At 37.3% G+C, this 25,207-nt stretch carries 18 protein-coding genes; 17 read left to right on the top strand and 1 reads right to left on the bottom strand.

The genetic code is table 11. The features are described 5' to 3' along the window. Positions 1-100: 100 nt before the first annotated feature. Complete coding sequence (locus K5R64_RS11785; protein WP_220763662.1) at positions 101-871, bottom strand: IclR family transcriptional regulator; 771 nt, start codon at positions 869-871, stop codon at positions 101-103. Between the two features lie 115 nt (positions 872-986). On the opposite strand from K5R64_RS11785, the gene K5R64_RS11780 reads away from it, so the two are divergent. The 17 genes from K5R64_RS11780 (at position 987) to K5R64_RS11700 (ending at position 25,207) form a co-directional block, all read left to right on the top strand. Continuing rightward, positions 987-2,039 (top strand): L-rhamnose/proton symporter RhaT, encoded by a 1,053-nt coding sequence (locus K5R64_RS11780; protein ID WP_220763661.1) that lies wholly within the window; start codon positions 987-989, stop codon positions 2,037-2,039. A 73-nt stretch (positions 2,040-2,112) separates the two neighbouring features. Beyond that, positions 2,113-3,255 (top strand): CaiB/BaiF CoA-transferase family protein, encoded by a 1,143-nt coding sequence (locus tag K5R64_RS11775; RefSeq protein ID WP_220763660.1) that lies wholly within the window; start codon positions 2,113-2,115, stop codon positions 3,253-3,255. A gap of 18 nt (positions 3,256-3,273) precedes the next feature. Continuing rightward, positions 3,274-4,416 (top strand): CaiB/BaiF CoA-transferase family protein, encoded by a 1,143-nt coding sequence (locus tag K5R64_RS11770; RefSeq protein WP_220763659.1) that lies wholly within the window; start codon positions 3,274-3,276, stop codon positions 4,414-4,416. Further along, positions 4,416-5,648, top strand: coding sequence for a sugar ABC transporter substrate-binding protein (locus tag K5R64_RS11765; RefSeq protein WP_220763658.1), 1,233 nt, complete (start codon positions 4,416-4,418; stop codon positions 5,646-5,648). The genes K5R64_RS11770 and K5R64_RS11765 overlap by 1 nt, the downstream gene beginning before the upstream one ends. A 449-nt stretch (positions 5,649-6,097) precedes the next feature. Beyond that, on the top strand, positions 6,098-7,168 hold the full coding sequence (locus tag K5R64_RS11760; protein ID WP_220763656.1) for a Gfo/Idh/MocA family protein: 1,071 nt from the start codon (positions 6,098-6,100) through the stop codon (positions 7,166-7,168). Positions 7,169-7,178: 10 nt separating this feature from the next. Continuing rightward, positions 7,179-7,622: a MaoC/PaaZ C-terminal domain-containing protein gene (locus K5R64_RS11755; RefSeq protein WP_220763654.1), complete on the top strand. Its 444-nt coding sequence runs from the start codon at positions 7,179-7,181 to the stop codon at positions 7,620-7,622. Positions 7,623-7,625: 3 nt separating this feature from the next. Further along, the gene (locus tag K5R64_RS11750; protein WP_220763652.1) at positions 7,626-9,191 is read left to right on the top strand and encodes an alpha-L-fucosidase; all 1,566 of its coding nucleotides are present in this window, start codon (positions 7,626-7,628) and stop codon (positions 9,189-9,191) included. Between the two features lie 204 nt (positions 9,192-9,395). Continuing rightward, positions 9,396-10,979, top strand: a complete 1,584-nt coding sequence (locus K5R64_RS11745; protein WP_220763651.1) for a sulfatase — start codon at positions 9,396-9,398, stop codon at positions 10,977-10,979. 246 nt (positions 10,980-11,225) lie between these two features. Next, entirely contained in the window at positions 11,226-12,407 is a 1,182-nt protein-coding gene (locus tag K5R64_RS11740; protein ID WP_220763649.1) for a beta-agarase, read from the top strand. Between the two features lie 390 nt (positions 12,408-12,797). Beyond that, positions 12,798-15,350, top strand: a complete 2,553-nt coding sequence (locus K5R64_RS11735; RefSeq protein WP_220763647.1) for a sugar-binding domain-containing protein — start codon at positions 12,798-12,800, stop codon at positions 15,348-15,350. A gap of 44 nt (positions 15,351-15,394) precedes the next feature. Then, on the top strand, positions 15,395-16,552 hold the full coding sequence (locus K5R64_RS11730; protein ID WP_220763646.1) for an ABC transporter substrate-binding protein: 1,158 nt from the start codon (positions 15,395-15,397) through the stop codon (positions 16,550-16,552). A gap of 165 nt (positions 16,553-16,717) precedes the next feature. Continuing rightward, positions 16,718-17,500 carry an enoyl-CoA hydratase/isomerase family protein gene (locus K5R64_RS11725; protein WP_220763645.1) on the top strand — a complete coding sequence of 261 codons (783 nt, stop codon included), beginning with the start codon at positions 16,718-16,720 and terminating at the stop codon, positions 17,498-17,500. A 24-nt stretch (positions 17,501-17,524) separates the two neighbouring features. Then, positions 17,525-18,976 carry an aldehyde dehydrogenase family protein gene (locus tag K5R64_RS11720; protein ID WP_220763644.1) on the top strand — a complete coding sequence of 484 codons (1,452 nt, stop codon included), beginning with the start codon at positions 17,525-17,527 and terminating at the stop codon, positions 18,974-18,976. A gap of 17 nt (positions 18,977-18,993) precedes the next feature. Further along, positions 18,994-20,019, top strand: a complete 1,026-nt coding sequence (locus tag K5R64_RS11715; RefSeq protein ID WP_220763643.1) for an L-rhamnose/proton symporter RhaT — start codon at positions 18,994-18,996, stop codon at positions 20,017-20,019. Between the two features lie 556 nt (positions 20,020-20,575). Next, the gene (locus K5R64_RS11710) at positions 20,576-22,138 is read left to right on the top strand and encodes an alpha-L-fucosidase (protein ID WP_220763642.1); all 1,563 of its coding nucleotides are present in this window, start codon (positions 20,576-20,578) and stop codon (positions 22,136-22,138) included. Positions 22,139-22,165: 27 nt separating this feature from the next. Then, a complete protein-coding gene (locus K5R64_RS11705) occupies positions 22,166-23,818 on the top strand; it encodes a sulfatase-like hydrolase/transferase (protein ID WP_220763641.1) in 1,653 nt (550 codons plus the stop codon). Positions 23,819-23,827: 9 nt separating this feature from the next. Further along, a complete protein-coding gene (locus K5R64_RS11700; RefSeq protein ID WP_220763640.1) occupies positions 23,828-25,207 on the top strand; it encodes a glycoside hydrolase family 28 protein in 1,380 nt (459 codons plus the stop codon).

Raw genomic sequence — 25,207 nt, 5'->3', positions numbered from 1 at the left:
AAAGGGTTGAAACCAAATTCCTTGTAACGGATAACGGGAATAGCTCCTGAAAAAAAGAAAAGCCATGATTTCTCACGGCTTTGGATGGTTGTATTGTTTTTTAGCCACCTATTAATTTGTTGATTTCGGCTTGGGTGGTTTTGAGTGCTTTAAGTATTTGTTCCACGCTTATTTCTTCGTCTAAACTAGAGGTAAAGACGGATACCGCCAAAACTGCTTTTAGGTCTGAATCGTCTAGGCCTATGGGAACGGCAAAATCAGTGATGCCGCTGGTGATTTTACTTTTGGCATAACGATGTCCGTCCTGTTTTACCTTTTCGATGGATTGTATGAGTTCGTCCTTTTGTTTTTGGCTCCATTTGGAATAATGCACATCGCGGTTGAGGAGGTCGTTCCTTTTGTCTTCGGGAAACATCGATAGGAAAACCCTTCCCGAGGTGGTCAACGTCAACGGAAAATGAGTTCCTTCCTCGATGGAAAGCGATACGGCATTGGGGCTGCGGGTTTGTGCAATAATCAACAATTGGTCGTTGTTGATGATGCTCAAATGACAAGATTGACGGGTGCTTGCCGATAAATTGTGCATAGGGTAGTGGGCTACGCGCTTTAATTCGTCAAATGGTGTGTGACGATGCGAAAGGCTATACATTTTGAGTGACAAACGGTATTTACCTGCATTTGAACTACGGGTGATGTAGCCTCTTTCTTCCAGGCAAACCAGCATGCGGTAGATTTCACTAGGGGTTTTTTGGATGCCTTGGGCAATTTCTGCTTGCGATAACGGAACTCCTTCTTTAGAAAGGTATTCTAATATATCAAGACCTTTGTCTAAGGCTGGAGCATTGTATTTCGTGCTGTTTTCTTCCGTCATCTTTTAAAATTTTAAACAAATTTAATAAAACTTAATTTAATTCTTGCTTGTTTCATATATAAAATATAGATTTGTATATGAATTAACAAAATCAAAAAACCAAAACTATTAAATTATGTCAAATCCGCTATTGGGAACCTTTGTCCATGCCGTAGGTGGGGTCTCTGCTTCGACTTGTTATGTTCCTTTTCAAAAAGTAAAAAAATGGTCGTGGAATACGTACTGGCTGTTGCAAGCAGCTTTTGCTTGGTTTGTATTTCCGGTAATTATAGGTTTTTTGACTGTGCCTGATTTGGTGTCCGTTTTTAGAGATTCGCCTGTTTCGGTTATTGTTAATGCAACTTTACTGGGAGCGGTTTATGGTTTTGGCGGAATGTGTTTTGGTTTTGCCATCAGGCATATTGGCTATTCGTTGACTTATACTATTTCGATTGGGATTTCGGCGGTTTTAGGGACAATTGTCCCTTTATTAATGCACGGGAATTTGGTCGAAAAATACAAGGCTCCGGGAGGCGCTATTATTTTTATAGGAATGTTTATTGCCATTATAGGGATTGCCATTTGTGGAGTAGCAGGTTACCGCAAGGAAGCCGATTTGAAACGAAATGCTCAGCAAGGGGATGATATCATCAGTTTTGATATGAAAAAAGGCTTGATATTAACGCTTATTGCAGGGGTTTTATCGGCTGTTTTTGGGATTTCACTTGAAGTAGGAGCGCCTGTGGCTGAAATGGCGGGTAAATATGGCGCTGGCAATTTTGAAGGCAATGCTAGTTTGATTCTTTCCACTTTTGGGGCTTTTGCAACCAATTTGGTTTGGTTTGTAATGGCGGGTATCAAGAACAATACCTTAAAGGAATTTACGGATGTCAAAGGTATTGGAAAACGCAGTTTCGGAATCAATTTCGGCATGTCGGTGTTGAGTGGCGCGTTGTGGTACGGTCAGTTTTTCTTTTATGGAATTGCACACGTACAAATGGGAGCCTTCAAATTTGCGAGTTGGGTGATTCATATGTCGATGTTGATTTTCTTTAGTTATATCATTGGGATTATAATGAAAGAATGGCAAGCAGTTAGTAAACGAACTTATAACACACTGATTTTAGCCTTATTTGTATTAATAGCTTCGTTTTTTATCATGACTTATGGCAGTATGCAAGGTACTTAAAGCTGGTTTTTACATTGGCTAAAAAAAAAACAACTTTAAACTTTTAAACAAAAAAACTTTAAACTAAAAAGTAATGAAACCATTAGAAGGAATTGTAGTTCTTGAATTTGCCCAATTTATGGCAGGTCCCTCAGCGGGTTTGCGATTGGCTGATTTAGGAGCAAGAGTAATCAAGATAGAAAGACCCATTCACGGGGAGGCGGGAAGACAAATTGCACTTAAAAACTTGTTTTTGGATGGCAGTAGTTTGGTTTTTCATACCGTAAACAGAAATAAAGAATCCTATGCAGCCGATTTAAAAAATCCAGAAGATTTAGAATGTGTCAAAAAACTCATCGCTCAGGCGGATGTGATGACACATAATTTTCGCCCGGGTGTGATGGAGAAAATAGGTTTGGATTATGAAAAAGTGAAAGCGATTAATCCTAAAATGGTGTATGCTACCGTAACGGGATATGGCACGACAGGACCATGGGTTAAAAAACCGGGTCAGGATTTATTAGTACAATCCATGTCGGGTTTTGTGAATTTAACAGGAAATAAAAACGATGATCCAGTGCCTGTAGGTGCTGCGATTTCAGATCTTATAACAGGAACGCATTTGGCTCACGGTATTTTGGCTAGTATTCTAAAGCGTTTCAAAACGAACGAAGGTTCATGGGTGGAGGTCAGTTTGTTAGAATCAACTTTGGACTTACAGTTTGAGGTGATTACCACTTATTTGAATGATGGCAATCAAAAACCAGTTCGAGCAGCCAAAGGAGCAGCGCACGCTTATTTGTCGGCTCCTTATGGAGAATACCAAACCCAAGATGGTTATATCGCCCTGGCTATGGGGTCGTTATTGCGTTTAGGGGAGATTTTAGATTGTAAAGAATTAGCAGCCTATACCGATTCAAATTCGTGGTTTACCCAACGAGACGAAATCATGGCCATTTTAAGTTCTTTTTTGATTCAAAAAAAAACCCAAGAATGGTTGGATATTTTGGAACCAGCTGGGATTTGGTGCTCAGATGTGTTTGATTACAAAACCTTATTGAATCATGAAGGTTACAAAGTTTTGCAAATGGACCAAAAGCTACAATTGCTTTCAGGCGAAGAGGTACATACCTTACGTTGTCCTATTCGTGTGGATGATGAGCGCATTTTTGCAGCTAAACCAGCGCCTCGCGTAGGACAACACACAGATGCGATTAGAGCCGAATTTAATTTGTAAACCCTAAAACGAAAAGAAATGAAACCATTACAAGATATTTTAATTGTTGATTTGAGTCAGTTTTTATCGGCTCCATCCGCTACTTTGCGTTTGGCTGATTTAGGGGCGCGTGTCATCAAAGTAGAACGACCAGAAACCGGTGATATTTGCCGTCATTTATATGTTTCGAATGTGATTCTGAACGGGGAATCATCCACTTTTAGAGCGATTAATCGAAATAAAGAAAGCTTTCAAGCCGATTTAAAAATCGAAGCCGACAAGCAACAAGTTTTAAAATTAATTGCAAAAGCTGATGTTTTTGTCCATAACTTCAGACCTGGAGTAATCGAAAGATTGGGATTGGATTATGAAACCATCAAAAAAATCAATCCGTCTATTGTTTACGGAGACATTTCAGGTTATACTTCAGAAGGTCCTTGGAAAGGAAAACCAGGACAAGATTTATTAGTGCAATCGCTATCAGGACTAACAGGATTAAACGGTAAAAACGGTGACGGTCCTGTTCCTGTAGGTTTGTCTATTGTTGATATTTTATCAGGAGCACATTTGGCACAAGGGATTTTAGCTGCTTTGATTAAAAGAGCCAAAACGGGCGTGGGCTCTAAAGTTTCTATTAGTATGCTAGAAACGGCTATCGATTTTCAATTTGAATCGATTACTACTTTTTACCATGATGGAGGCCAACCTACAGTGCGTCCTGAGAGTAATAGTGCGCATGCGTATTTAGGTGCGCCTTACGGAATTTATCAAACACAATCAGGCTATATGTCACTAGCCATGGGAGCAATTCCAGTTATTGGGGAATTAATAGGCTGTGAAGCTTTATTGCATTATCCCGAAAGAGCCAGTTGGTTTACGGAGCGTGACGAAATCAAAAAGATTTTAGCCCAACATTTACTAACCCATACAACGGAGCATTGGTTGAGTTTGTTAGAACCCGCCGATATTTGGTGTGCGCAAGTGATGAGTTGGGACGAACTTTTTGCTCATGATGGATTCAAAATTTTAGAAATGATTCAAAAAGTGCGCATGGGAGATGGTTTTGAATACGAAACCACCCGTTGCCCGATTAAAATTGACGGACAATATTTTACTTCCGCTTTAGGCTCACCCGTATTAGGCGAGCATAATGAATCCATAAGTAATGAATTTAAGATATAATGAAAAAGCCAAAGTTTAAAATAGCGGTACGTAAATTTGATGCTTTCGAATCATCAATAGCTGCAATTTGGGATTCTTTTTGTCAAAAAACAAACTGTAATTTCGAGTTGGAGGCTGTCGCATTGGACCTTCATCCTTTATACGATACTATTTTAAAAAATAAGGGTTTGGCTAATGGCGATTGGGATGTTTCCTTAATCAATACCGATTGGATTACCGAAGCTTATGCCACCCAAGCCATCGAAGATTTAACTCCTTATATTGCTAAAAAAGCACCAGAAAATTTTCCAGAAGGCTGGTCAGAATCCTTGTTGTACAAACAACGTTTTAACGGTGGGACTTATGGATTGCCTTTTCATGATGGACCTGAATGTTTGATTTATCGAAAAGACCTATTTGAATCCATAGACGAAGGTGTCGCTTTTTACAGAGATTATGGAAAACCATTGCAAGTACCCCAAACATGGGATGACTTAATGGAAGTGGCCGAATTTTTCAACCGACCAGAAGAAAATTTATACGGAACTACTTTTGCTGCTTATCCTGATGGTCACAATACGGTTTTTGATTTTTGTTTGCAATTGTGGACTCGTGGAGGTGATTTATTTGATGCAAATAAAAAAATAAAAATCAATACAGCGGTTGCCGTTGAAGGAATGGAATTTTATCGCAAAGCATTACAAAATACGGATGCGATTCATCCTGATTCTAGAAACTTTGATTCGGTTAAGTCAGGTATGGCTTTCGCCAATGGGAATCTAGCGATGATGGTGAATTGGTTTGGATTTGCCTCATTCAGCGAAGTCTATGCGGATTCCAAAGTAAAAGGAAAAGTGGATGTAACCAATGTGCCAGCTGGACCTAATGGCGAAGGTGTTTCGTTGAATGCTTATTGGATGTACGTGATAGGAAAAGGCAGTAAAAACAAACAGTTAGCCTATGATTTTATCCAGTTTGCGGTCAATGCTCAAAATGATAAATTATTGACTTTAGAAGGCGGTATTGGTTGTCGAAAATCCACTTGGCATGATAATGAGGTGAACATAGTAGTTCCTTATTATTATAAACTGGAAGAATTACATCAAAATACCCGTTCGTTACCACGTAAAAGCAATTGGTCAGCCATTGCTGATGTGATTGATCAAGTCGTTCTCGATGTAATCAATAGTGAAAAGGATATCGAAACCATTCTCAACCAAGCACAACTAAAAATTGACCAAATAGAAAATTAGATTTTTAAGAGTAAATAAGGTGAAAGATATAGTGCCGTAATTATTAAAAAGAGTTTTTACCACAGGTTTCAAGAAAGTGGGGTGCTTTACTTCGTCCGTTCGATTTTGCTCGGGTGACAAAGCGTTGCTACCTTTAATATAGATTAAAATCTAAATTATTACCTGCGAAAATCTGCCAAATCTGCGTGCAATGTTTTATCACGCAGATTTACGCAGATTTGGCAGATTATCAAAAGAGTAAGCTAGAATTAGAATGATAAAAAAGATTTTCAGGTCAATTAACGAATTAATCTAAGCTAATCTGTGAAATCCGTGGCAAAAGAATTCATTTAAACACGACATTCAATTATAGCTATTATTTAGTACGAATTACGGATATGTGGTAGCTAATAAATCATATGTAACATACGAAATACAGCAATTTATAGAAATTAGCAAAAAGAATTAAAATGGATATTAACTACAAACCAGAATTGCCTTTAGAGAATCGCCCTATTTATATCATTGGTGCGGGAGGCATTGTGCGTGATGCTCATTTGCCAGCTTATAAAAGTGTAGGATTTACAATAGCCGGGATTACCAATAGAACCCGTCCAAGAGCCGAAGAATTAGCGACTCAGTTTGGGATTCCGATGGTTTATGATACAGTAGCTGAAATGGTTCAAGCGGCTCCTACTAATGCCATTTACGATTTAACATTAATGCCGAATCAATTTGTTCAAACGTTAGAGCAATTACCTGATGGGGCGGCAGTTTTGATTCAGAAACCAATGGGGGATGATTTTAAGCAAACCCTCGAAATTCTGAATGTTTGTAGAAGAAAAAAATTAAAAGCAGCCATCAATTGCCAGATGCGTTTTGCGCCTTATGTGATGGCAGCAAAAGATATAATTACCAAAGGACTGATTGGCGAATTGTATGATTTTGAAGTAAGACTTACGACTCATACACCATGGGAGTATTTTCCCAATGTAGTCCATCATCCAAGATTAGAAATTCAGCAACACAGCATTCATTACATTGATTTGATACGCTCGTTTTTAGGAAATCCAAAAGGAGTATATTCCAAAACCCTTCGCAATCCTGCCAAACCGATGTCGTCCACCCGAACGACCACCATCATGGATTATCAGGATTCGATTCGCGCTATTATCAATACCAATCACGACCATAATTTTGGCGAAAAAAACCAAGAAAGTTTTGTGAAATGGGAAGGAACCAAAGGAGCTATCAAAGCTAGAATTGGTTTATTACTAGATTATCCAAATGGAAAACCTGATTTGTTTCAATATTGTCTTCTCAAAGAAGGGGAAGCACCAAAATGGGTCGAAGTACCCTTAGAGGGTTCTTGGTTTCCCGATGCTTTTGTGGGAACCATGGCTTCGCTGATGCGCTTTGTAGAAGGTTCCACAACCGAATTGCCTACAAGTGTAGAAGATGTGGTGCATTCGATGGCAATTGTCGAAGCGGCTTATGAATCGAATGACAAAGGTGGAGTTAGTCCCAATTATAATATTTAAAAAAGAGAACATGCATATTGTATCACGATTTTATGAAGACTACGAGTTAGGTAGTACACGAGAAACTTTAGGGAGAACAATAACCGAAACCGATTTTGTTGTCCACGCAGGACATACAGGCGATTTTTTTCCGCATCATATGGATGCCGAATGGTGTAAAACACAGCCTTTCAAGCAACGTATTGCGCATGGTACCTTGACTTTTGCAGTAGGAATTGGCATGACTGCCACCGAAATTAATCCAGAGGCTTTTTCAAAAGGCTATGACCGTTTGCGTTTTGTAAAACCGGTTTATATTGGAGATACGATTCGAGTGGTGGTGACCATTAGTGAAAAGAAAGAATCCAACAAGCCAGACCTTGGACATATCACAGAACATGTAGAAATATTCAATCAAAACGACCAGTTGGTTTTGGTTTGTGACCATATTTTATTAGCAAAATATAAATCATAACAGATGAAAAATACCCTTTTAGGATTAGCCAGTTTAGCGTTAATCTCCTGTAACGCACAGCAACAAACAACAAAAAAGAAAGTTGCGACAAAGAAAATTGAATACAAAGCCGATTGGGAGTCATTAAAACAACACCAAACTCCAGAGTGGTTTTTGGATGCTAAATTTGGTATCTATTGCCATTGGGGGCCTTATTCGGTACCTGAGTATAAAAACGAATGGTATTCTCATTGGATGTATGTACACAAAGACAATCCTGAAGCCAGAAACGGAAAAGATAGTGAGTACTATACACATCACGTAAAAACCTATGGCCCATTGGATAAATTCGGCTACAAAGATTTTATTCCTATGTTCAAAGCCGAAAAATTTAATGCGGCAGAATGGGCTGATTTATTTGAGAAATCGGGAGCTAAATTTGCAGGACCAGTGTCGGAACATGCCGATGGTTTTGCGATGTGGGATAGTGATTTGACCAAATGGGATGCCAAAGATATGGGGCCTAAACGCGATGTTATGGGCGAATTATCCAAAGAAATTCGTAAAAGAAACATGAAGTTTATCGCTACTTTCCACCGCCAATGGTTGTATGCTTGGTTTCCTACTTGGGATGAAACCACTGATGCCTCAGATCCAAAATATGCTGGTTTGTATGGTCCAAAAGTGAAAAAAGGGGATTTCCTTTTCCCAGATAACCCAAACAGAAAAAAACTAGGAGCAGCATCTTATTATCCGTTGGCTGACGAACAATTTAACAAAGAATGGTTGGATCGTTTGAAGGAAATTATCAATAAATACAATCCTGATATGGTATGGTTTGATAATAAAATGGATATTATCGGTGAAAAATACCGCAAAGAATTTTTACAATATTATTACAATCATGCTGAGAAAAGAAACCAAGAAGTCGTTTCGACTTATAAGTTTAATGATTTTGTCAAAGGGACTGCCGTATTGGATTTAGAGCGTTCTCGTATGAAAGAGAAACAGCCTTTTCCTTGGTTAACAGATGATTCAATTGACTGGAAATCATGGTCGCATATTGCCGATCCGAATTATAAATCCACCAATCGTTTGATTGATTTCTTAGTAGATGTTGTCAGCAAAAATGGAGGCGTATTATTAAATATAACACCTAAGGCTAATGGTGAAATTCCTGAGCCAGTGAAAGAACGTTTATTGCAAATGGGCGATTGGCTTCGTACCAATGGGGAGGCCATTTATGGAACGCGTACTTTTGATATTTACGGAGAAGGCGATTTTGAAGTAAAAGAAGGGCATTTGAGTGAAGATAAAAATGCCGATAATACAGCCAAAGACATTCGCTTTACAACCAAAGGAGACATTGTTTATGCTACGGTCTTAGACTGGCCTGCTGGAGAAGAACTTGTTATTCATTCATTTAAGAAAGAGGGTTCTTATTTGAAAAAAGGCATTCAATCCATTGAATTTTTAGCCAATAAAAAAATGATGAACTATCGTATTGAAAACGATGGCTTGCATATTCAGTTACCAAAAGAAAAAGTAGGGGACTATGCATTTGTATTTAAAATCACGCCTAACAAATAGTTGGAAGATAGAATTTTTATTAGTGAATTGATTATTAAAAAAGCCATGAAACCATGGACTATAAGTAGTGAATTTCGTGAATTCAATCTAACAGAATTAAAATCTGCTAAATCTGTGAAATCTGCGTGAAAAAAATGGCACGCAGATAGGGCAGATTTTCGCAGATGGGAGCATATCTTATTTGTTTAAAAAAAGCACAAAAAAATGAAAAATTTGTATGTAAAAATCCCGTTGACTTTGCTGTTGTTTTGCCAAGTTATGCTGGGACAATCTTCAAAAAACAAACCGAATATTATTTACATCATGTCTGACGATCATACCTCCCAAGCCATTGGAGTGTATGGAGGACGATTGGCTCGATTGAATCCTACGCCAAATATTGATGCCTTGGCTAATGAGGGGCTTTTGTTTAAAAATGCTTTTACAACTAATTCCATTTGTACGCCTAGCCGTGCGAGTATTATTACTGGACAATATTCGCAAACCAATGGTGTATTGGATTTGGATGGCGAATTAGATCCAGCCAAAGAATACCTACCGATGGAGATGAAAAAGTTAGGCTATGTTACAGCCATGATTGGGAAATGGCATCTCAAAAATGAGCCCTCAGCTTTTGATTTTTACAAAGTATTAGATGGTCAAGGGAAATATTTTAATCCTTCCTTTCTTGAAAAAGGAAAAGGAACTTGGCCTAAAAACGAAGTAAAATCGGTTGGGCATTCTTCGGATGTGATTACGGATATCACCTTAGATTACTTGAAAAATAGAGACAAATCCAAGCCCTTTTTTATCATGCATCACTACAAAGCACCGCATGATATGTTTGAATTTGCACCACGATACAAAGACTATTTAGCCGATGTCGAAATTCCAGAGCCGGCTAGTTTGTACTACCAACCTAATTTTGGTTCCGCCGCTACCATGGGCGAAAACGGCAAAATGAGAGCGGTAGTAGGTTCCTCCGTTTCTGATAAACATTTGAGAAGAAACTATGTCAATATGTTGCTAAACGATACAGTTTCGGGGACTATTGGAACCCATCTGGCCTATCAAGAATACCTCAAAAGATATTTGCGTTGTGTAAAAGGAGTTGATGATAATTTAGGTCGCCTTTTTGATTATTTAAAAAAAGAAGGACTTTGGGAAAACACCGTGATTGTTTACACGGCCGATCAAGGAATGATGTTGGGCGAACACGATATGATAGACAAGCGCTGGATGTATGAAGAGTCGATGCGCATGCCATTTATCGTGCATTATCCTAAAATGATAAAATCAGCTAGAACTACTGATTTATTGATTAATAATACTGATTTTGCTCCAACTTTAATCGAATTGGCCAAGGGTAAAAAGCCAGATTATATGCAAGGCATGAGTTTCATCAATACCTTACAAGGCAAAGAAGAGAAAAACTGGCGTACTGCGACCTATTACCGCTATTGGATGCACAATATTCATCATTGGGTACCAGCACATTTTGGAGTACGAACTAATCAGTACAAATTGATTTTCTATTATTCTAAACATTATTTACCAGAAGCCGATTGGGACAAATTTTATTGGTCGAAAGAAATGAAAAGTATCGGATGGAATACTCCAGTGGCTTGGGAATTTTATGATTTAAAAAACGATCCTGAGGAGCTAAACAACCAATATAAAAATCCAAAATTCAAAACGATTATCGCTTCCTTGAAAGAAGAAATCTTACGTCAACGAAACCAATGGAATGAAACGGATACAAAATATCCTGAAATTCAAAAAGTGATTGAGAAACACTGGAATGATTAAGGAATAATTAGAAGAACACTAGTATTTTAAAAAGGTGTTTTGAATCATAAAGAATTTGATTTTAGCTACAAGCTTTTTGAATTATAAGAATATCGCTGTCTATTGGATTTTGAACTGCTTTTAATTAAAAAAAGCATAAAATAAAGGGGGGAATACGGAAATGTTGAGTTATTGTCTAGTTGTTTTGTACTGTAATTGCGAGGCTTAACTTTATTTTTGTTACAAATTAATTATTCCAAAAAAACAATGAATTATTGTAAACTATCACAAACCATTTTGCTGGGGCTTTTTTTTCTTTCATCAAATGCACAGCAACAGGCTAAAAGCCTAAATCAGAAAAGTAAGAATACTGAAGATATTCGAACGCTTGCTTTACCGAGCTACTTGCAAAAAGAAGGAGATTGGGAATTTCAAGCTAATGTCTCTGATGATTTTAATTATAAGTATTCTGAAACGAATGCTAAGACCAATTTTGGAAAAAATAAATGGGTTAATTTCTACCATAGCAATTGGGATGGGCCCGGAACAACCTATTGGAAATACAATCACGTGGCTGTAGATGGAAACGATTTGATTATTAAATCTTCCCGAAGAAATAAGGAAACCGAATTTAATCCGATTTTTTCAAAAGCGGACAAAATGAACAAACCTGACGGAGGTATCAATGCAGGTTGTATTAGTTCCATAGATAAAGTGTCGTTTCCAGTTTTTATTGAATCCAAGGTAAGTGTGGCAAATATAGCTTTGGCATCGGATGTGTGGTTGTTGAGCCCTGATGCGACTCAAGAAATTGATATCATTGAGTGTTATGGAGGGAAAGAATCTGGGAATGCTTTTTTTGCCAAATCCATTCATTTGAGTCATCATTCATTTATTAGAAAACCATTTACTGATTACCAGCCTAGAGATAAAGGTGCATGGTATGAAAGAAAGGGAGTTGAAGCTTGGGGTGACTATTGTTGGAATAATGGAGATAGAAAATATGTAAGAGTGGGTGTTTATTGGAAAAATGCATTTCATTTTGAATATTATATTGATGGGGAGCTAGTACGAGTATTATACGATAAAAGTTTAGCCACCAAACGCAATGGGAAATGGGAGTACGGTTATCCTACAATGACTGATGGTAAATTAGATGTTGAAGCCGGAAAACAAAAGATTATCAATTTTAGTACAACTGAAAACTATTCTTTTGAGGAACTCCAAAAAGCGAATGCTGTTTCAAAAGTGAGTATTATAGACCCTAATCACTATCAAAACGGAAATGGTTATACCAAAGAGTTAAACATTATCATCAATATGGAGTCTCAAGATTGGCATGTTGCGGCTGGTAGAACTCCATCAGATGCGGATTTGGCTGATGATACTAAAAACACGATGAAAGTGGATTGGATTCGCGTATTCAAACCTAAAAGTTCCAGTAAATAGAATAGGAAGGAAATAGGAACTTCCTAATTATTTCAAATTTTCAATGGCGATGATGATTTTATTAGAATCAAGCCATAAGTTGGAATCAGTACTTTTTTAGGATTCTTATATAGCTATACATAGAAAAAAGAGAGTAGCTAAATAAGTACTGATACGATTACTTCTTTGACGCACTGCTCATTATTCTTTTGGTCTTTTCTATTCTAAAATAGGATAGAAAAGACTAAAAAGTTATAAATTACTAGGTCTTTTTTAAGACACACTTAAGGTTTAATCACCTACAATCTTTTTTATTTCATTGTATTTTAATCGTACGATAAGGAAATAAAAAAATTTTGACTTATTTTTAATTATGAATGTTATATTTATATATAAATTAAATAGAGAATTATGAAAATCAAATTATCGAAAACAATTGTTTTCCTACTGTTATGTTGTATGGGTACGGCACTTATGCAAGCGCAACCCAACACAACCTTATCGCTAGAGGATTCAAGTCAGCAAATACTGGATTTGAGCGGGAAAAGATGGCGATTCAAAATGATGGCGCCAGGCGAGGGTGTGAAAAAAGGACTTCACAAATTACCATCCGAAGACATTGAAACGCTGGTTTGGAACAATGCCAAAGTTCCAGGCGATGTTTATACTGATTTATGGAAAGCAGGGGTAATTGACGACCCTCATTTTGGAAGAAACAGTGTAAAAGCCCAATGGGTACAACAATACGAATGGTGGTATGCCTTACAATTTAGTGTAACCGAAGGGGTAGAAAACCAAATGGTGGACCTCGTTTTTGAAGGGGTTGATTATAGCTGTGAAGTTTGGCTTAACGGTCATTATTTAGGCAAACATGGCGGTGTGTTTTCACCTTTTTCATTTAATGTCAATGAATATTTAAGAATTCATAAATGGGATTTCTTGAAAGGACGAAATATGTTGGTAGTCAAATTAGATACACCGCCTCAAGTCAATGCTTTTGTAGCAGGTAAAAAAACACCTTGGTTTGGTGATTATTGGAGAGATATTACCCCAATCGGTATTGTGGGACCAGTAAAACTAATTCGTACAGGTAAGGCTCGTTTTAAAGATGTGTACGCCAATAATACGATTAATAAAGATGGTTCAGCGGATGTTAATTTAGAAATAACAGTTGAAAATACGAATAAAGAACCAAAAGAATACACTTTTGAAACAGCACTTAATGGTAAAAACTTCAAAATGAAGGAGGAGAAAATGGTGTTTAAAAAGACCATTCAACCAGGAACTCATAAAGTAGTTCATAAAATTCATTTAAAAGAAGCAAAACTCTGGTGGCCTTGGGATTTAGGGGACCAAAATCTATATATCGCAAAAATTGCTATTAAAGACGGTAAGCTAAATCAAGATGTAAACGAAACTACTTTTGGTATTCGTGAAGTTACGTCAAAATGGAATCCTGGTTTTGTAAAAGATGTGGATGTTACCTTCCCACGTTCGACTTATATTAATGGTAAGTTTCATTTCATCCGTTCGGCTTGTTGGGGTGGTCCACCAAATATTTTTGTAGGTCGTACTGAAATTAGCGATTACAAAGAATTGATTCGTTTAGCCAAAGAAATGAATATGAATAATATTAGAATTTTTGGATGGCATCCTCCTGAAATTCCTGAGTTTTATCAATATTGTGACGAGATGGGAATGACGGTTTGGCAAGACATTATTCCGCTTGGAACAGGAAATATTCCTTATGATGAGGAAAATTTATCCCAAATTTTCAATGAAGGGGTAAAAGTAGTTGTGGCTCGTAGAAACCATCCTTCATTAATCATGATGGAAGGTGGAGAAGAAATGATGTTTCGTACCCGTGACCCTAAAATGGGTAGAAAATTTTTGGAGCGCTTAGGTGATTCTTTACAAGCACATGTAAAATTGCCTTATGTTCCAGATTCACCAATGACCGACCACGTAGGACAACAAGCTGGCTTTAAACCAAAAGAAGCAGTGCATGCCTTGCGTTATTTTTACGAAATGGGGCGTTGGTTACACGAAGATTGGTACCAAACGAATGCCAATGGTTTCCCAATTGTACCAGAATTTGCCATTACTTCTGTGCCTTCGGTAGAGAGTTTGAAAAAGTTCATTCCAGAAAATGAAATGTGGCCTCCCGGACTAAGTTGGGGACACCACTGGGCTGATTTAACGCATTTGCGTATGCAAAACTGGGATGTTTTTGGTAGTGAAATGAAAGGTTCTCTGGAGGAATTTGTCAATGCTACACAAGATGCACAGGGAATCATTTTCCAAAACGGTATTGAACATTTCCGTCGTGACAAACCGAGTTTGAGTGGAATTGCATTGTGCCACTACATCACTTATGGACCAGATATGAAATGGGCGATTGTGGATAATTACAGAAAGCCTAAAAACTCCTATTATTTTGTTCAAAAGGCATATCAGCCGTTGTTAGTGAATTTTGAATTCAAAAAACGCCGTTGGGATACTAATGAGCCGTTTGTGGGAAACATTTGGATTATCAATGATTTTTACAAAGAGTACAAAGATTGTAAAGTGAAATTCGAAATGAAAGATGACTCAGGAGCGGTTATTTCTAGCAAAAATTTTGAAGTATCAAAAATTGATGAAAACAGTGCCAAATCGTTCTTCCCTATAAACGAAAAAGTACTGAAAACAGTAAAATCAAAATTCTATGTTAATCTGGAATTGACGGATAAATCAGGAAAAGTAATCTCTAAAAACGATTATTTCTTCTTGATAGGAGACCAAAAAGAAGCTACTAAATATTTTAACGAGTGGAAAAAAATCCGTTTGAAAGAAGAAAATGAAAATGGCGGTTATGGTTCTTATTACCATTATTTCAAAGAATTTACAGGAGAAGATGGTATGAGATATGAGAGTCAAAATCAAAATCCTAGAGCGACAGGATTTGAACCAAACAAAAAATAATTTAAGTCAAAATACGATTGATAATTTAAAAAATACGACTAAAAATGTCACAAGAAAAGATACAATTAATAGGAATTACTTGGGACCACAGTAGAGGGTTCACATCAGCAGTTGCTACGGCACAACGTTTTCATGAATTACATCCTAATGTAGAAATTACATGGGAAAAAAGATCCTTGCAAGCCTTTGCTGATGAGCCTATCAACAAATTAGCGGAGCGTTATGATTTGCTCATTATTGACCATCCTTGGGCTGGTTTTGCAGCAAGAACCAAAGTGATTATTCCGTTAAACGAATATTTGCCAAAGGAATTTTTAGAGGATCAAGCCGCTAATTCAGTAGGGAAATCTCATGAAAGCTATTGTTTTGATGGATACCAAAGTGCTTTGGCTATCGATGCAGCCACTCCAGTAGCAGCTAGTCGCCCTGATTTATTAGAAAAATTAGGAAAAAAAGCTCCTGAAACTTGGGAAGATGTAATGGATTTGGCCAAAGCAGGTTTGGTTGCCATTCCAGGAATTCCGCAAGATACGTTGATGAGTTTTTATATGATTTGCTGTACTCTAGGGGAAGATGTAGCCTTAACAAAAGACTATTTTGTTTCTGAAACGATTGGTTTGAAAGCATTAGAAATTTTAAAGGAATTAGGAAAATATATCGATCCAGCTTGTTACGACATGAACCCAATTAAGGTATATGAAGCCATGACGCTTACGGATAAATATGCCTATTCTCCTTTTGCTTATGGCTATACAAACTATTCCAGACAAGGATATGCGAAGCATTTTTTAAAATTTCATGACGTTGTTAGTCTCGAAGGGAACAAACTAATTACGACTTTGGGAGGAACAGGTTTGGCTATTTCTGCCAATTCAAATCATAGAGAAATTGCGTTAGCGTATGCGCAGTATGTGGCTTCTCCAGAAACTCAAAAAGGGGTGTTTTTTGATAATGGCGGACAGCCAGGGCATAGAGGTGCTTGGTTAGACGAAAGAACCAATGCGGTTACGTCGAACTATTTTACAGATACTTTACCTACACTAGACCGTGCTTTTTTGAGACCGCGTTACCATGGACATATGTATTTTCAAGATCATGCAGGTGCCCCAATTAGGGAGTATATGATGAAGGGAGGAGATACTAAAAAAGTATTAGACGGCTTAAATCAATTGTATATTGAATCATTGAAAAAAACAATGTAAGCTAAGCTAGGTCGGCTACTAGCGATTGTTCAAACCTATGGCAGGACGACTTTTAAAGTGTTTCAATAAAGCACTTTTTGAGTACCTGCCATTTGATGTATTCCAATAGAAGTGGAATAAACAAGACGAGTCGATTATGAATGAGCACAATTAAACCAAATAATTATGAGTGATATTTCCACCTATTTAGTAGTACGAAAAGAAGCTGCTGTAGCCACAATTAGTTTGAATAGGCCTAAGGCGAATAGTTATTATCTCGATTTTTTACAATTAATAAGTCAAGCGATTCGTGAGGCGACTGCTGATAATGCGATAAAAGTTATTTTAATAAACAGTACTTCGGAAAAATTTTTCTGTGCGGGTGCCGATATTAAAATATTTAGTACCAATACCACAGAAGAAAATGCTGAAATGGTCAAAGCTGCTCGGGCTGTTTCTGAAGCTATTGTTTCTAGTTCCAAAATTGTGATTGCAGCCATTAGCGGTCATGTTTTAGGAGGAGGATTGGAAATGGCCATGGCCTGTGATATTCGCTTAGCTGCAAAAGGAGATTATTTGATTGGTTTGCCTGAGGTAAAACTAGGTTTGATGCCTGGAAATGGAGGAACGCCCCGAATGATTGATTTAATTGGGGCGAGTAGGGCTATGGAACTTTTAGTAACGGGAAATTCAATTACACCTGAATTAGCCTATCAGTATGGATTATTCAATCAGCTTTTTGAAGCCCATGAATTTGACGCTAAGGTTCAAGAATATGTAACTGAATTAGCACAAGGAGCTGGAGAAGCCATGACAGCTATAAAAAAATATGTACAACTGCATAAGGGAATGAGCTTACAAGAATCATTAGATTTTGAAACCCAATCGGTGGAGACTTTGTATGATACTCATGATGCAAAAGAAGGGTTTCAAGCTTTTGTCGAAAAGCGAAAACCTAAATTTAATTAACGAAACAACCAAAGATCAATTATTATGAATCAAGAAATCAAACATTACCGATGTTATATTAACGGTGAATGGTTAGATTCTACTACCAGAGATCGTATCAAAGTGGAATACCCTGCAACCAATGAAGTTTTTGCTACAGTCACCGCTTGTACCAAAGAGGATGTGCAATATGCCTTAGAAACATCTGAAAAAGCGCAATTTAGTTGGGGCTTACTAGCGGCTCAAACTCGGGCTAATTATATTTATGCGATCTGTGATCGTTTAAAGCTAGAACGAGAACATTTTGCCCAATTGCTAGTAATGGAACAAGGAAAAACCTATGCCGAAGCCTTAGGTGAAGTTGACGATACCATTCGTTATATGACTTATTCTGCTGAAGCAGGGCGTCGTATTCAAGGGGCTATTTTTCCGACTGAAAATCCTAATGAACGTTTAGAAATTCACAAAGTTCCTTATGGTGTCACGGTTGCCTTATGTGCATTCAACTATCCGTTGGCGTTAATTGGACGTAAATTAGGCCCAGCTTTGGTTACTGGAAATACGATTATTATAAAACCTCATGAGTTAACACCTGTAACTGCTTCAGAATTTTGCCGTTTGGTGGAAGATGCAGGTTTGCCAAAGGGTGTGGTAAATATGGTTTCTACCCAAAATGCAGCAGCGGCTTCTTTGTTAGTCGAAAGTCCCATTACGAAGTTAATCAGTTTGACAGGAAGTACAAATGCTGGTCGAGCGATGTATCGTGCTGCGGCTAATAATATCACGGGTTTAATCTTGGAATTGGGTGGTAAAGCGCCATTTATCGTACTAGAAGATGCAGATATTGACAAAGCGGTCGAAGCGGCTGTAATTTCGCGTTTTGCTAACTGTGGACAGGTTTGTATTTGTAACGAAATGGTCATGGTAGCGGATAAAATTGCCGATGAGTTTACCGATAAATTAATCCAGCGTGTTGCACAAATTAAGGTGGGAGATCCATTTGCTTCAGGCATCAATATGGGGCCAAATGTAAGTACTTCTGGTTTAGAACGCGTAAATCAATTGGTAAAAGATAATATCGCAGAAGGAGCTGAATTAGTTATGGGTGGTGGCCGTCCTGAAGGGGCTGTTTTTGAAAAAGGAAATTGGTATGCACCTACTGTTTTGACCCAAGTAAAAAATGGAGATGCAACGACTAAACATGAATTGTTTGCTCCTGTTTTACCCATCATGAAAGTTTCTGGATTTGATGAAGCAATGGCATATTCTAATGCTAGAGAAGAAGGTTTGTCGGCTTATTTGTTCACAAACGATTATAAAATTCACCAAAAAGCAATTGACCAACTACAGGTTGGAACCATTTTTATCAACAAACAGATTGTCGGATATATTCAGGGATACCACTCAGGACATAAAACATCAGGATTGGGAGGAGAAGACGGTATTTACGGTATTGAACATTATTTGCAAAAAAGAACCATTTACTTGGAATATTAATCACTAATTAAAGCAATATGATAATAGGATTTTTATGGGTACTGTTTGCAGCTATCCTGTTGGGTTTTTACGCCTTTCCGTCTAAGTATGTTAAAGGGTATGATGTCGAAAATACTTGGGGTGTTTTTTGGTTGTTAGCCATGTTTATAGTTCCCGTTTTGGCTTCAATTCTGTTAGTTAATGGCTTGATGGATACCTATGCACAAGTGCCTACTTCTATTTACGTAAGTATCTTTTTCCTAAGTTTATTATGGGGTATTGGAAACCTTTTATGGGGGATTAGTATTTCGAAAATTGGAATGGCTTTAGGCTTTTCGTTATTGATTGGTGTGGGGACTTTAGTGGGGTCTGTTTTACCTTTTTTTATGGGAAATATAGAGCAGTTAGCTACGCCAGGGGGAATGATTATTGTTTTTGGGATTTTGATTATCATGGTTGGAATTATTCTGAATGGTAAAGCAGGTTTGTTGCGTGAGGCCAATGAATCTTCGAGTAGTGGTACTACTAATAAAAACATGAAAATGGGCATTATCATGTGTGTTGTGGGCGGAATTTGCGCGGCAGGATTTAATCTTTCTTATCATGTGGCTGATAGCATAGGACATATAGGAGACATATCCCAAAATCAATACGCAAACTCGCCTTGGATTGCCCGCTTGGCTGTTATGTTGCCTTCTTTTATAGGAAGTGGAGTGATAACGGTTTTCTATTTTGCGTATCAGTTAAGCAAAGGAAAAACATGGGTAAAATTTGCCGTTCCATCAAGTCCTAAGAACATTGTATTAATTGGGCTAATGGCTATCGTCTATGTGACTTCATTAATCATTTATGGTTTAGGAGCATACAGTTTAGGCGCATTAGGAACCTCAGTGGGTTTTGCAGTTTTTCAAACAGGTTGTATTATGGTGGCCAATATATTAGGGTTGTTTTCAGGGGAATGGTCTCAAGCGGGTGATAAAAGTAAGCGATTTTTGTATTCAGGATTGTCAGTAATGAGCCTTGGAATTCTCGTGATTGCTTTTGGGAATTATATGATGAGTTGATTTTCGATTAGGAATAATATTCGTTGTTTAAATACCGTTTATCATTAGCAAATGTGGCTGAATAGCTATTTAAAACAAGGATAAGATTTCTTGTCAATTGAATTTAAATTGGAATTTCAGTAGCGTTCGAAGCCTGCATTTTAAGAGAAAGCTTTGGAGCACGAATTATTTATTGGAAAAAAAATTAGGAGCGCCCTAATAAACCGAATGTTTTATAATACATAACAAATGGTTTATTGGGGCTTTTTTAGTGTTTTAAGTTTTTGCAAGGCAACAGATTGCTTTAGTTTTACAATTAAAACTAAAATTGAATTGTAATAAAGATAAAATGGATGCATTGAAATTGTTTTCTAAAACGGTTTTTATCGTACTACTTTTTTTGTTTTCGATTCTTTTAGTCAACAAATAAAAAGGTATCTAAAATGGCAATCAAAATAGATTGTTTTGACAAGGGTACTTTAAAGTTTGACACAATAAAACAATTCAAGATTTAGTCAAAAAAGAGGGTGAGGCATTTTTTAAATTTCGTACCTCATTGGATTAAAAAAAAATCAAAATGAAAAAAGTAAAATTCGGTTTGTTAGGCCTTTTTGTTACAGTTGCTATTCATGCCCAAAAGGAAACTTCGCAAAAAAAAGGAAAATACAAGGAAAGTTGGGAATCAGTATCTACTGTAAACCAAGTTCCAGAATGGTTTCAAGATGCAAAACTTGGAATTTATGCGCATTGGGGGCCTGTGTCTGCTGCTTTTGAAGGAACGGAACCAAACCAGTTTTACAGTGGTTGGCACGGGATGCAAATGTACACTGATGGTAAAATAGTACCTACTAAAAATGGCAAACCATCCAGTAACTACCTCCATCACAAAAAAAAGTATGGAGATCCTAAAGAATTTGGTTATAAATACATCATCGAACAATTTAAACCTTCTGGTTTTGATGCCAAAAAATGGGCGGATTTATTCCAAAAATCGGGTGCTAAATTTGCAGGACCTGTGGCGATGCATCATGATAATTTTGCGATGTGGAATAGTAAAGCCACGCGTTGGAATTCGATGAACTATGGAGGAATTGACCCTTCGGCGGCTTTGAAAAAAGAAATTGAAGCCCGAGGAATGAAGTTTATGGCTTCTTTTCATCATGCTTTTACTTGGAAATATTTTGCTCCAGCCCATGCCCATGGCAATATAGATCCTAAGGATTATGATTTGTACACTTCTCCTCATTCGTTAGAATCGGATACGCCTGATGAGCGTTTTTATAAAGAATGGTGGGCTAAATTAAAGGAATATATCGATGTATATCAACCCGATTTGATTTGGTTTGACTGGTGGTTAGAAAATATGACCGAAGAATGCCGATTGAAATTTTTGGCCTACTATTATAACAAAGGTTTGGAGTGGAATAAAGAAGTAGGAGTGGCTTACAAAGAAAGTACTTTTACGCTAGATACCGCTATTAAAGATTATGAACGAGGAAGACCCAATCAACCTAAAAATCCAACTTGGTTAACTGATACTTCGCCAGGTGCTTGGTTTTACAGACCACATGCAAAATTCAAATCAGCTAACGAGTTGGTAGATATTTTGGTCGATATTGTTGCTAAAAACGGTGTGATGTTATTAAACGTACCACCTGATCCTGATGGCACCATTCCTGTGGTGATGGAAAATTTATTGGTAGATATGGGAAAATGGTTAGCGGTCAATGGAGAGGCAATTTATGGTACCAGACCTTGGACTATTTTTGGCGAAGGCCCTAATCGATTACCAGAGGGTGGACATAAGGTAGAAGAAAGTCATACCATTGTGTATTCTAATAAGGACATTCGATTTACAAAAAAATCAGACAAAGAATTTTATGCCATTGTGTTAGATAAACCTGAGGATAAAATAGTAATCAAATCCTTAAGTACGCAAATCGGGGTTTTGAATTCGAAAATCAATAAAATTGAATTGTTAGGGAGTGATGAAAAAATCGAATGGGAACGCAATGCCGAAGGTTTGATTATTAAAGCACCCAAATCCTATCCTTCAGACTATGCACATTCTTTCAAAATTTTGATGGAAGGATACAAAGAAAATAATATTGGAGGAGCTATTGAGGCTCACAAAGATTAACTTTTGAGGATTGAAATCAGTTAAAAAATGAAAAAAAAGATAACAACGTTTATTCTTGTTTTATTAAATAGTCTAGCGATTACGGCTCAAGTACGCCCTAATATTATCTTTGTCTTGACCGATGATCAATCCTATGAATTATTAGGCTGTACAGGGAATACGATTGTACAAACTCCAGCAATTGATAAAATGGCGGGCGAAGGAATTTTGTTTACCAATGCCCATGTCACTAGTGCGATTTGTACTCCAAGTCGAGTTTCTATTTTATTAGGACAATTCGAACGCAAACATGGAGTGAATTTTAATTCGGGAACCAGTGTTTCTGACAAAGCTTGGGAACAATCTTATCCGATGGTGATGCGTGCCAATGGTTATTATACGGGATGGATTGGTAAAAATCATGCGCCCATTGGAAAAGGAGGTTATGACAGTGGTGTGATGGAAAAAAGTTTCGATTATTGGTATGCGGGTCACGGCCATTTGAGTTTTTATCCTAAAGACAGACATTCTATTTTTAACGATGCTATTGCATTTACCCAACCTGAAATTATCAACGAAGGAGTCAATGATTTTTTAGACCCTAACGAAAGAAAACTTAAAGGAGCTATTAAATTTCTTGAAACAAGACCAGCGGACAAACCTTTTATGTTGTCAATCAATTTCAATTTGCCCCATGGAGCGAGTACAGAGACGATGAAAATGAAAGCCGAGGACGATGAAATTTATAAAACCCTGTATCGTGATAAGGATATTCCATTGCCACCAAATTATATTGCCAAAGCGGACATCAAAACGCCAAAATTACCAGCAGATTTATTACATGCCGAAGACCGTCAAGTGGGCTATAATTATGTAGATACACCAGCGGGAATTAAAGAACGATTAATTCGCGAGATGGAAGCCATGACAGGAATTGACAGAATGATTGGCAATCTTAGAAAAAAATTAAAAGATCTTAAAATAGACAAAAATACCGTGATTATTTTTACCTCAGACCATGGTTTATTTGGTGGAGAATATGGTTTGGGCGGAAAGGCGCTTTGTTACGAAAAAACAACCCATGTTCCCTTTATTGTCTATGACCCAAGAGCTCCCAAAAAAGCCAAAGGAATTACTAGCGATGCCTTAGTGCAAACTCTGGATATTGCCCCAACAATGTTAGCAATGGCTGGAATTCTGGCTCCTAAAACCTTTCAGGGAAAAGACATTTCAAACCTAATTAAAGGGGATAAAGAAGAAGTGCGCAACTACGTTTATACGGAGAATTTATGGTCAACTCATTTTGGTAATCCTCGCTGTGAAGCCGTTCAGGATAAGGAATGGAAATACATTCGCTATTATAAAAACAATAATTTTTCGGCTACTAAAGAAATTAAGTATGCCAAAGAAATAGGAATCAGTCAAAACGAAATGTTGTACAATATGCACGACCCTGAAATTGCTGTTTACCGTGACTATATCGATTCATCATTAAATGGAGAGCAAGCAGTTTATGAAGAATTGTACAACCTGAAAAAAGACCCACAAGAATTACATAATTTAGTCAATGATAATAAATATGCTGCTGTTTTAGAAACCTTAAAAAAGCAATGGAAAATAGAAATTAAGAACGCTAGAGGAGAAGGCAAAGCCGAAGTACTCCGTTATACCAATGATTTATATCCTAAATCAGGACATTAAGATTAATCAATGAAAAAGATACTATTCTTATTATTGCTGCTGTTTACGGTTGTTATCCAAGCCAAGGACTATAATGTCTTAGACTTTGGAGCAAAAGGGGATGGATTGACCAAAGATACCCAGGCCGTTCAAAAAGCAATAGACTTGTGTTCCAAAGAAGGCGGCGGGAAAGTTATCATTCCATCGGGTAAAAAAGTGCTTATAGGAACCATTTACTTGAAAGATTTTGTAACGCTCTATCTCGAAAACGGTTCAGTTTTATTAGGGAGTCCTGATTATTCGGATTATGCAACGGATACGCATAAAAACACCTATAAGAACGAACCTCATATGGATCGTTGCTTGATTTTTGCGAATGAGGCCAAATCTTTTTCAATTGAAGGAAAAGGCACTATTGATGCCAATGGTCATCCGAAGAATTTTACCAAAGAAAAAGGCGGTCGCCCGATGATGCTTCGGTTTTTAAATTGCAATGATATTCATTTAAGAGATGTTACGCTAATAAACCCTGCAGCTTGGACATCGGCTTGGTTGTATTGCAACGAAATTGTAGTAGATGGAATTAAAATTATCAGCAGAGTCAATCACAATGGAGATGGACTGGATTTTGATGGGTGTACCAATGTGAGAGTCTCTAATTCGTCTTTTGATACCAGCGACGATTCCATTTGTTTGCAAACTTCCAGACCTGATAAACCTTGTAAAGATATTGTAATAACCAATTGTGTGTTTACGAGTAAATGGGCAGCCATGCGTTTTGGTTTGGCTTCCAGAGGCGATTTTGAGTCGGTTACCGTGAATAATTGTACCTTTCATGATATATCAGATTCAGGTTTAAAAATCCAAATGAACGAAGGAGGCGAAATGAAAAATATGATTTTTTCGAATATTGTAATGAAAAACGTACCACGCCCTATTTTCATGACTTTTTGCCAGCAAAGAGCAGGGGTAGATGCACCCAAAGAAATGGCACCTATGAAAGCCATGCATGGTTTTATTTTCGAAAATATAATAGTTGACAATAGAGCGTTGGACAAAAATTCGGTCATTTTTATCACAGGAATGCCGAATCATTATATTACCGATATTCAGTTGAAAAACATCCAAATGACTGTTTCAGGTGGCGGAACAAAAGCAGATGCATTAAATAAAAATATAAAAGAATTTACCCTTGAAACCTTGGGCGATTGGTGGCCAGAATTTAGTAAAGTAGGCACTTTACCAGCATCTGGAATTTTTGCCCGCCATGTTGATGGTTTATCAATTGATAATTTCCATATCAATATTGTGAACAAGGACGAACGTAAACCGATAGTTTTTGATGATGTGTTGAATGGTTCAACACAAAACATTTTTGTAAACAGAAAAAAAGTAAAACATAATAATTGA

The sequence above is a fragment of the Flavobacterium sp. UMI-01 genome, from assembly GCF_019656315.1.
Classification (GTDB): domain Bacteria; phylum Bacteroidota; class Bacteroidia; order Flavobacteriales; family Flavobacteriaceae; genus Flavobacterium.
The sequence above is the reverse complement of the archived record's forward strand: the minus strand, read 5'-3'. Positions and strand labels throughout refer to the sequence as shown.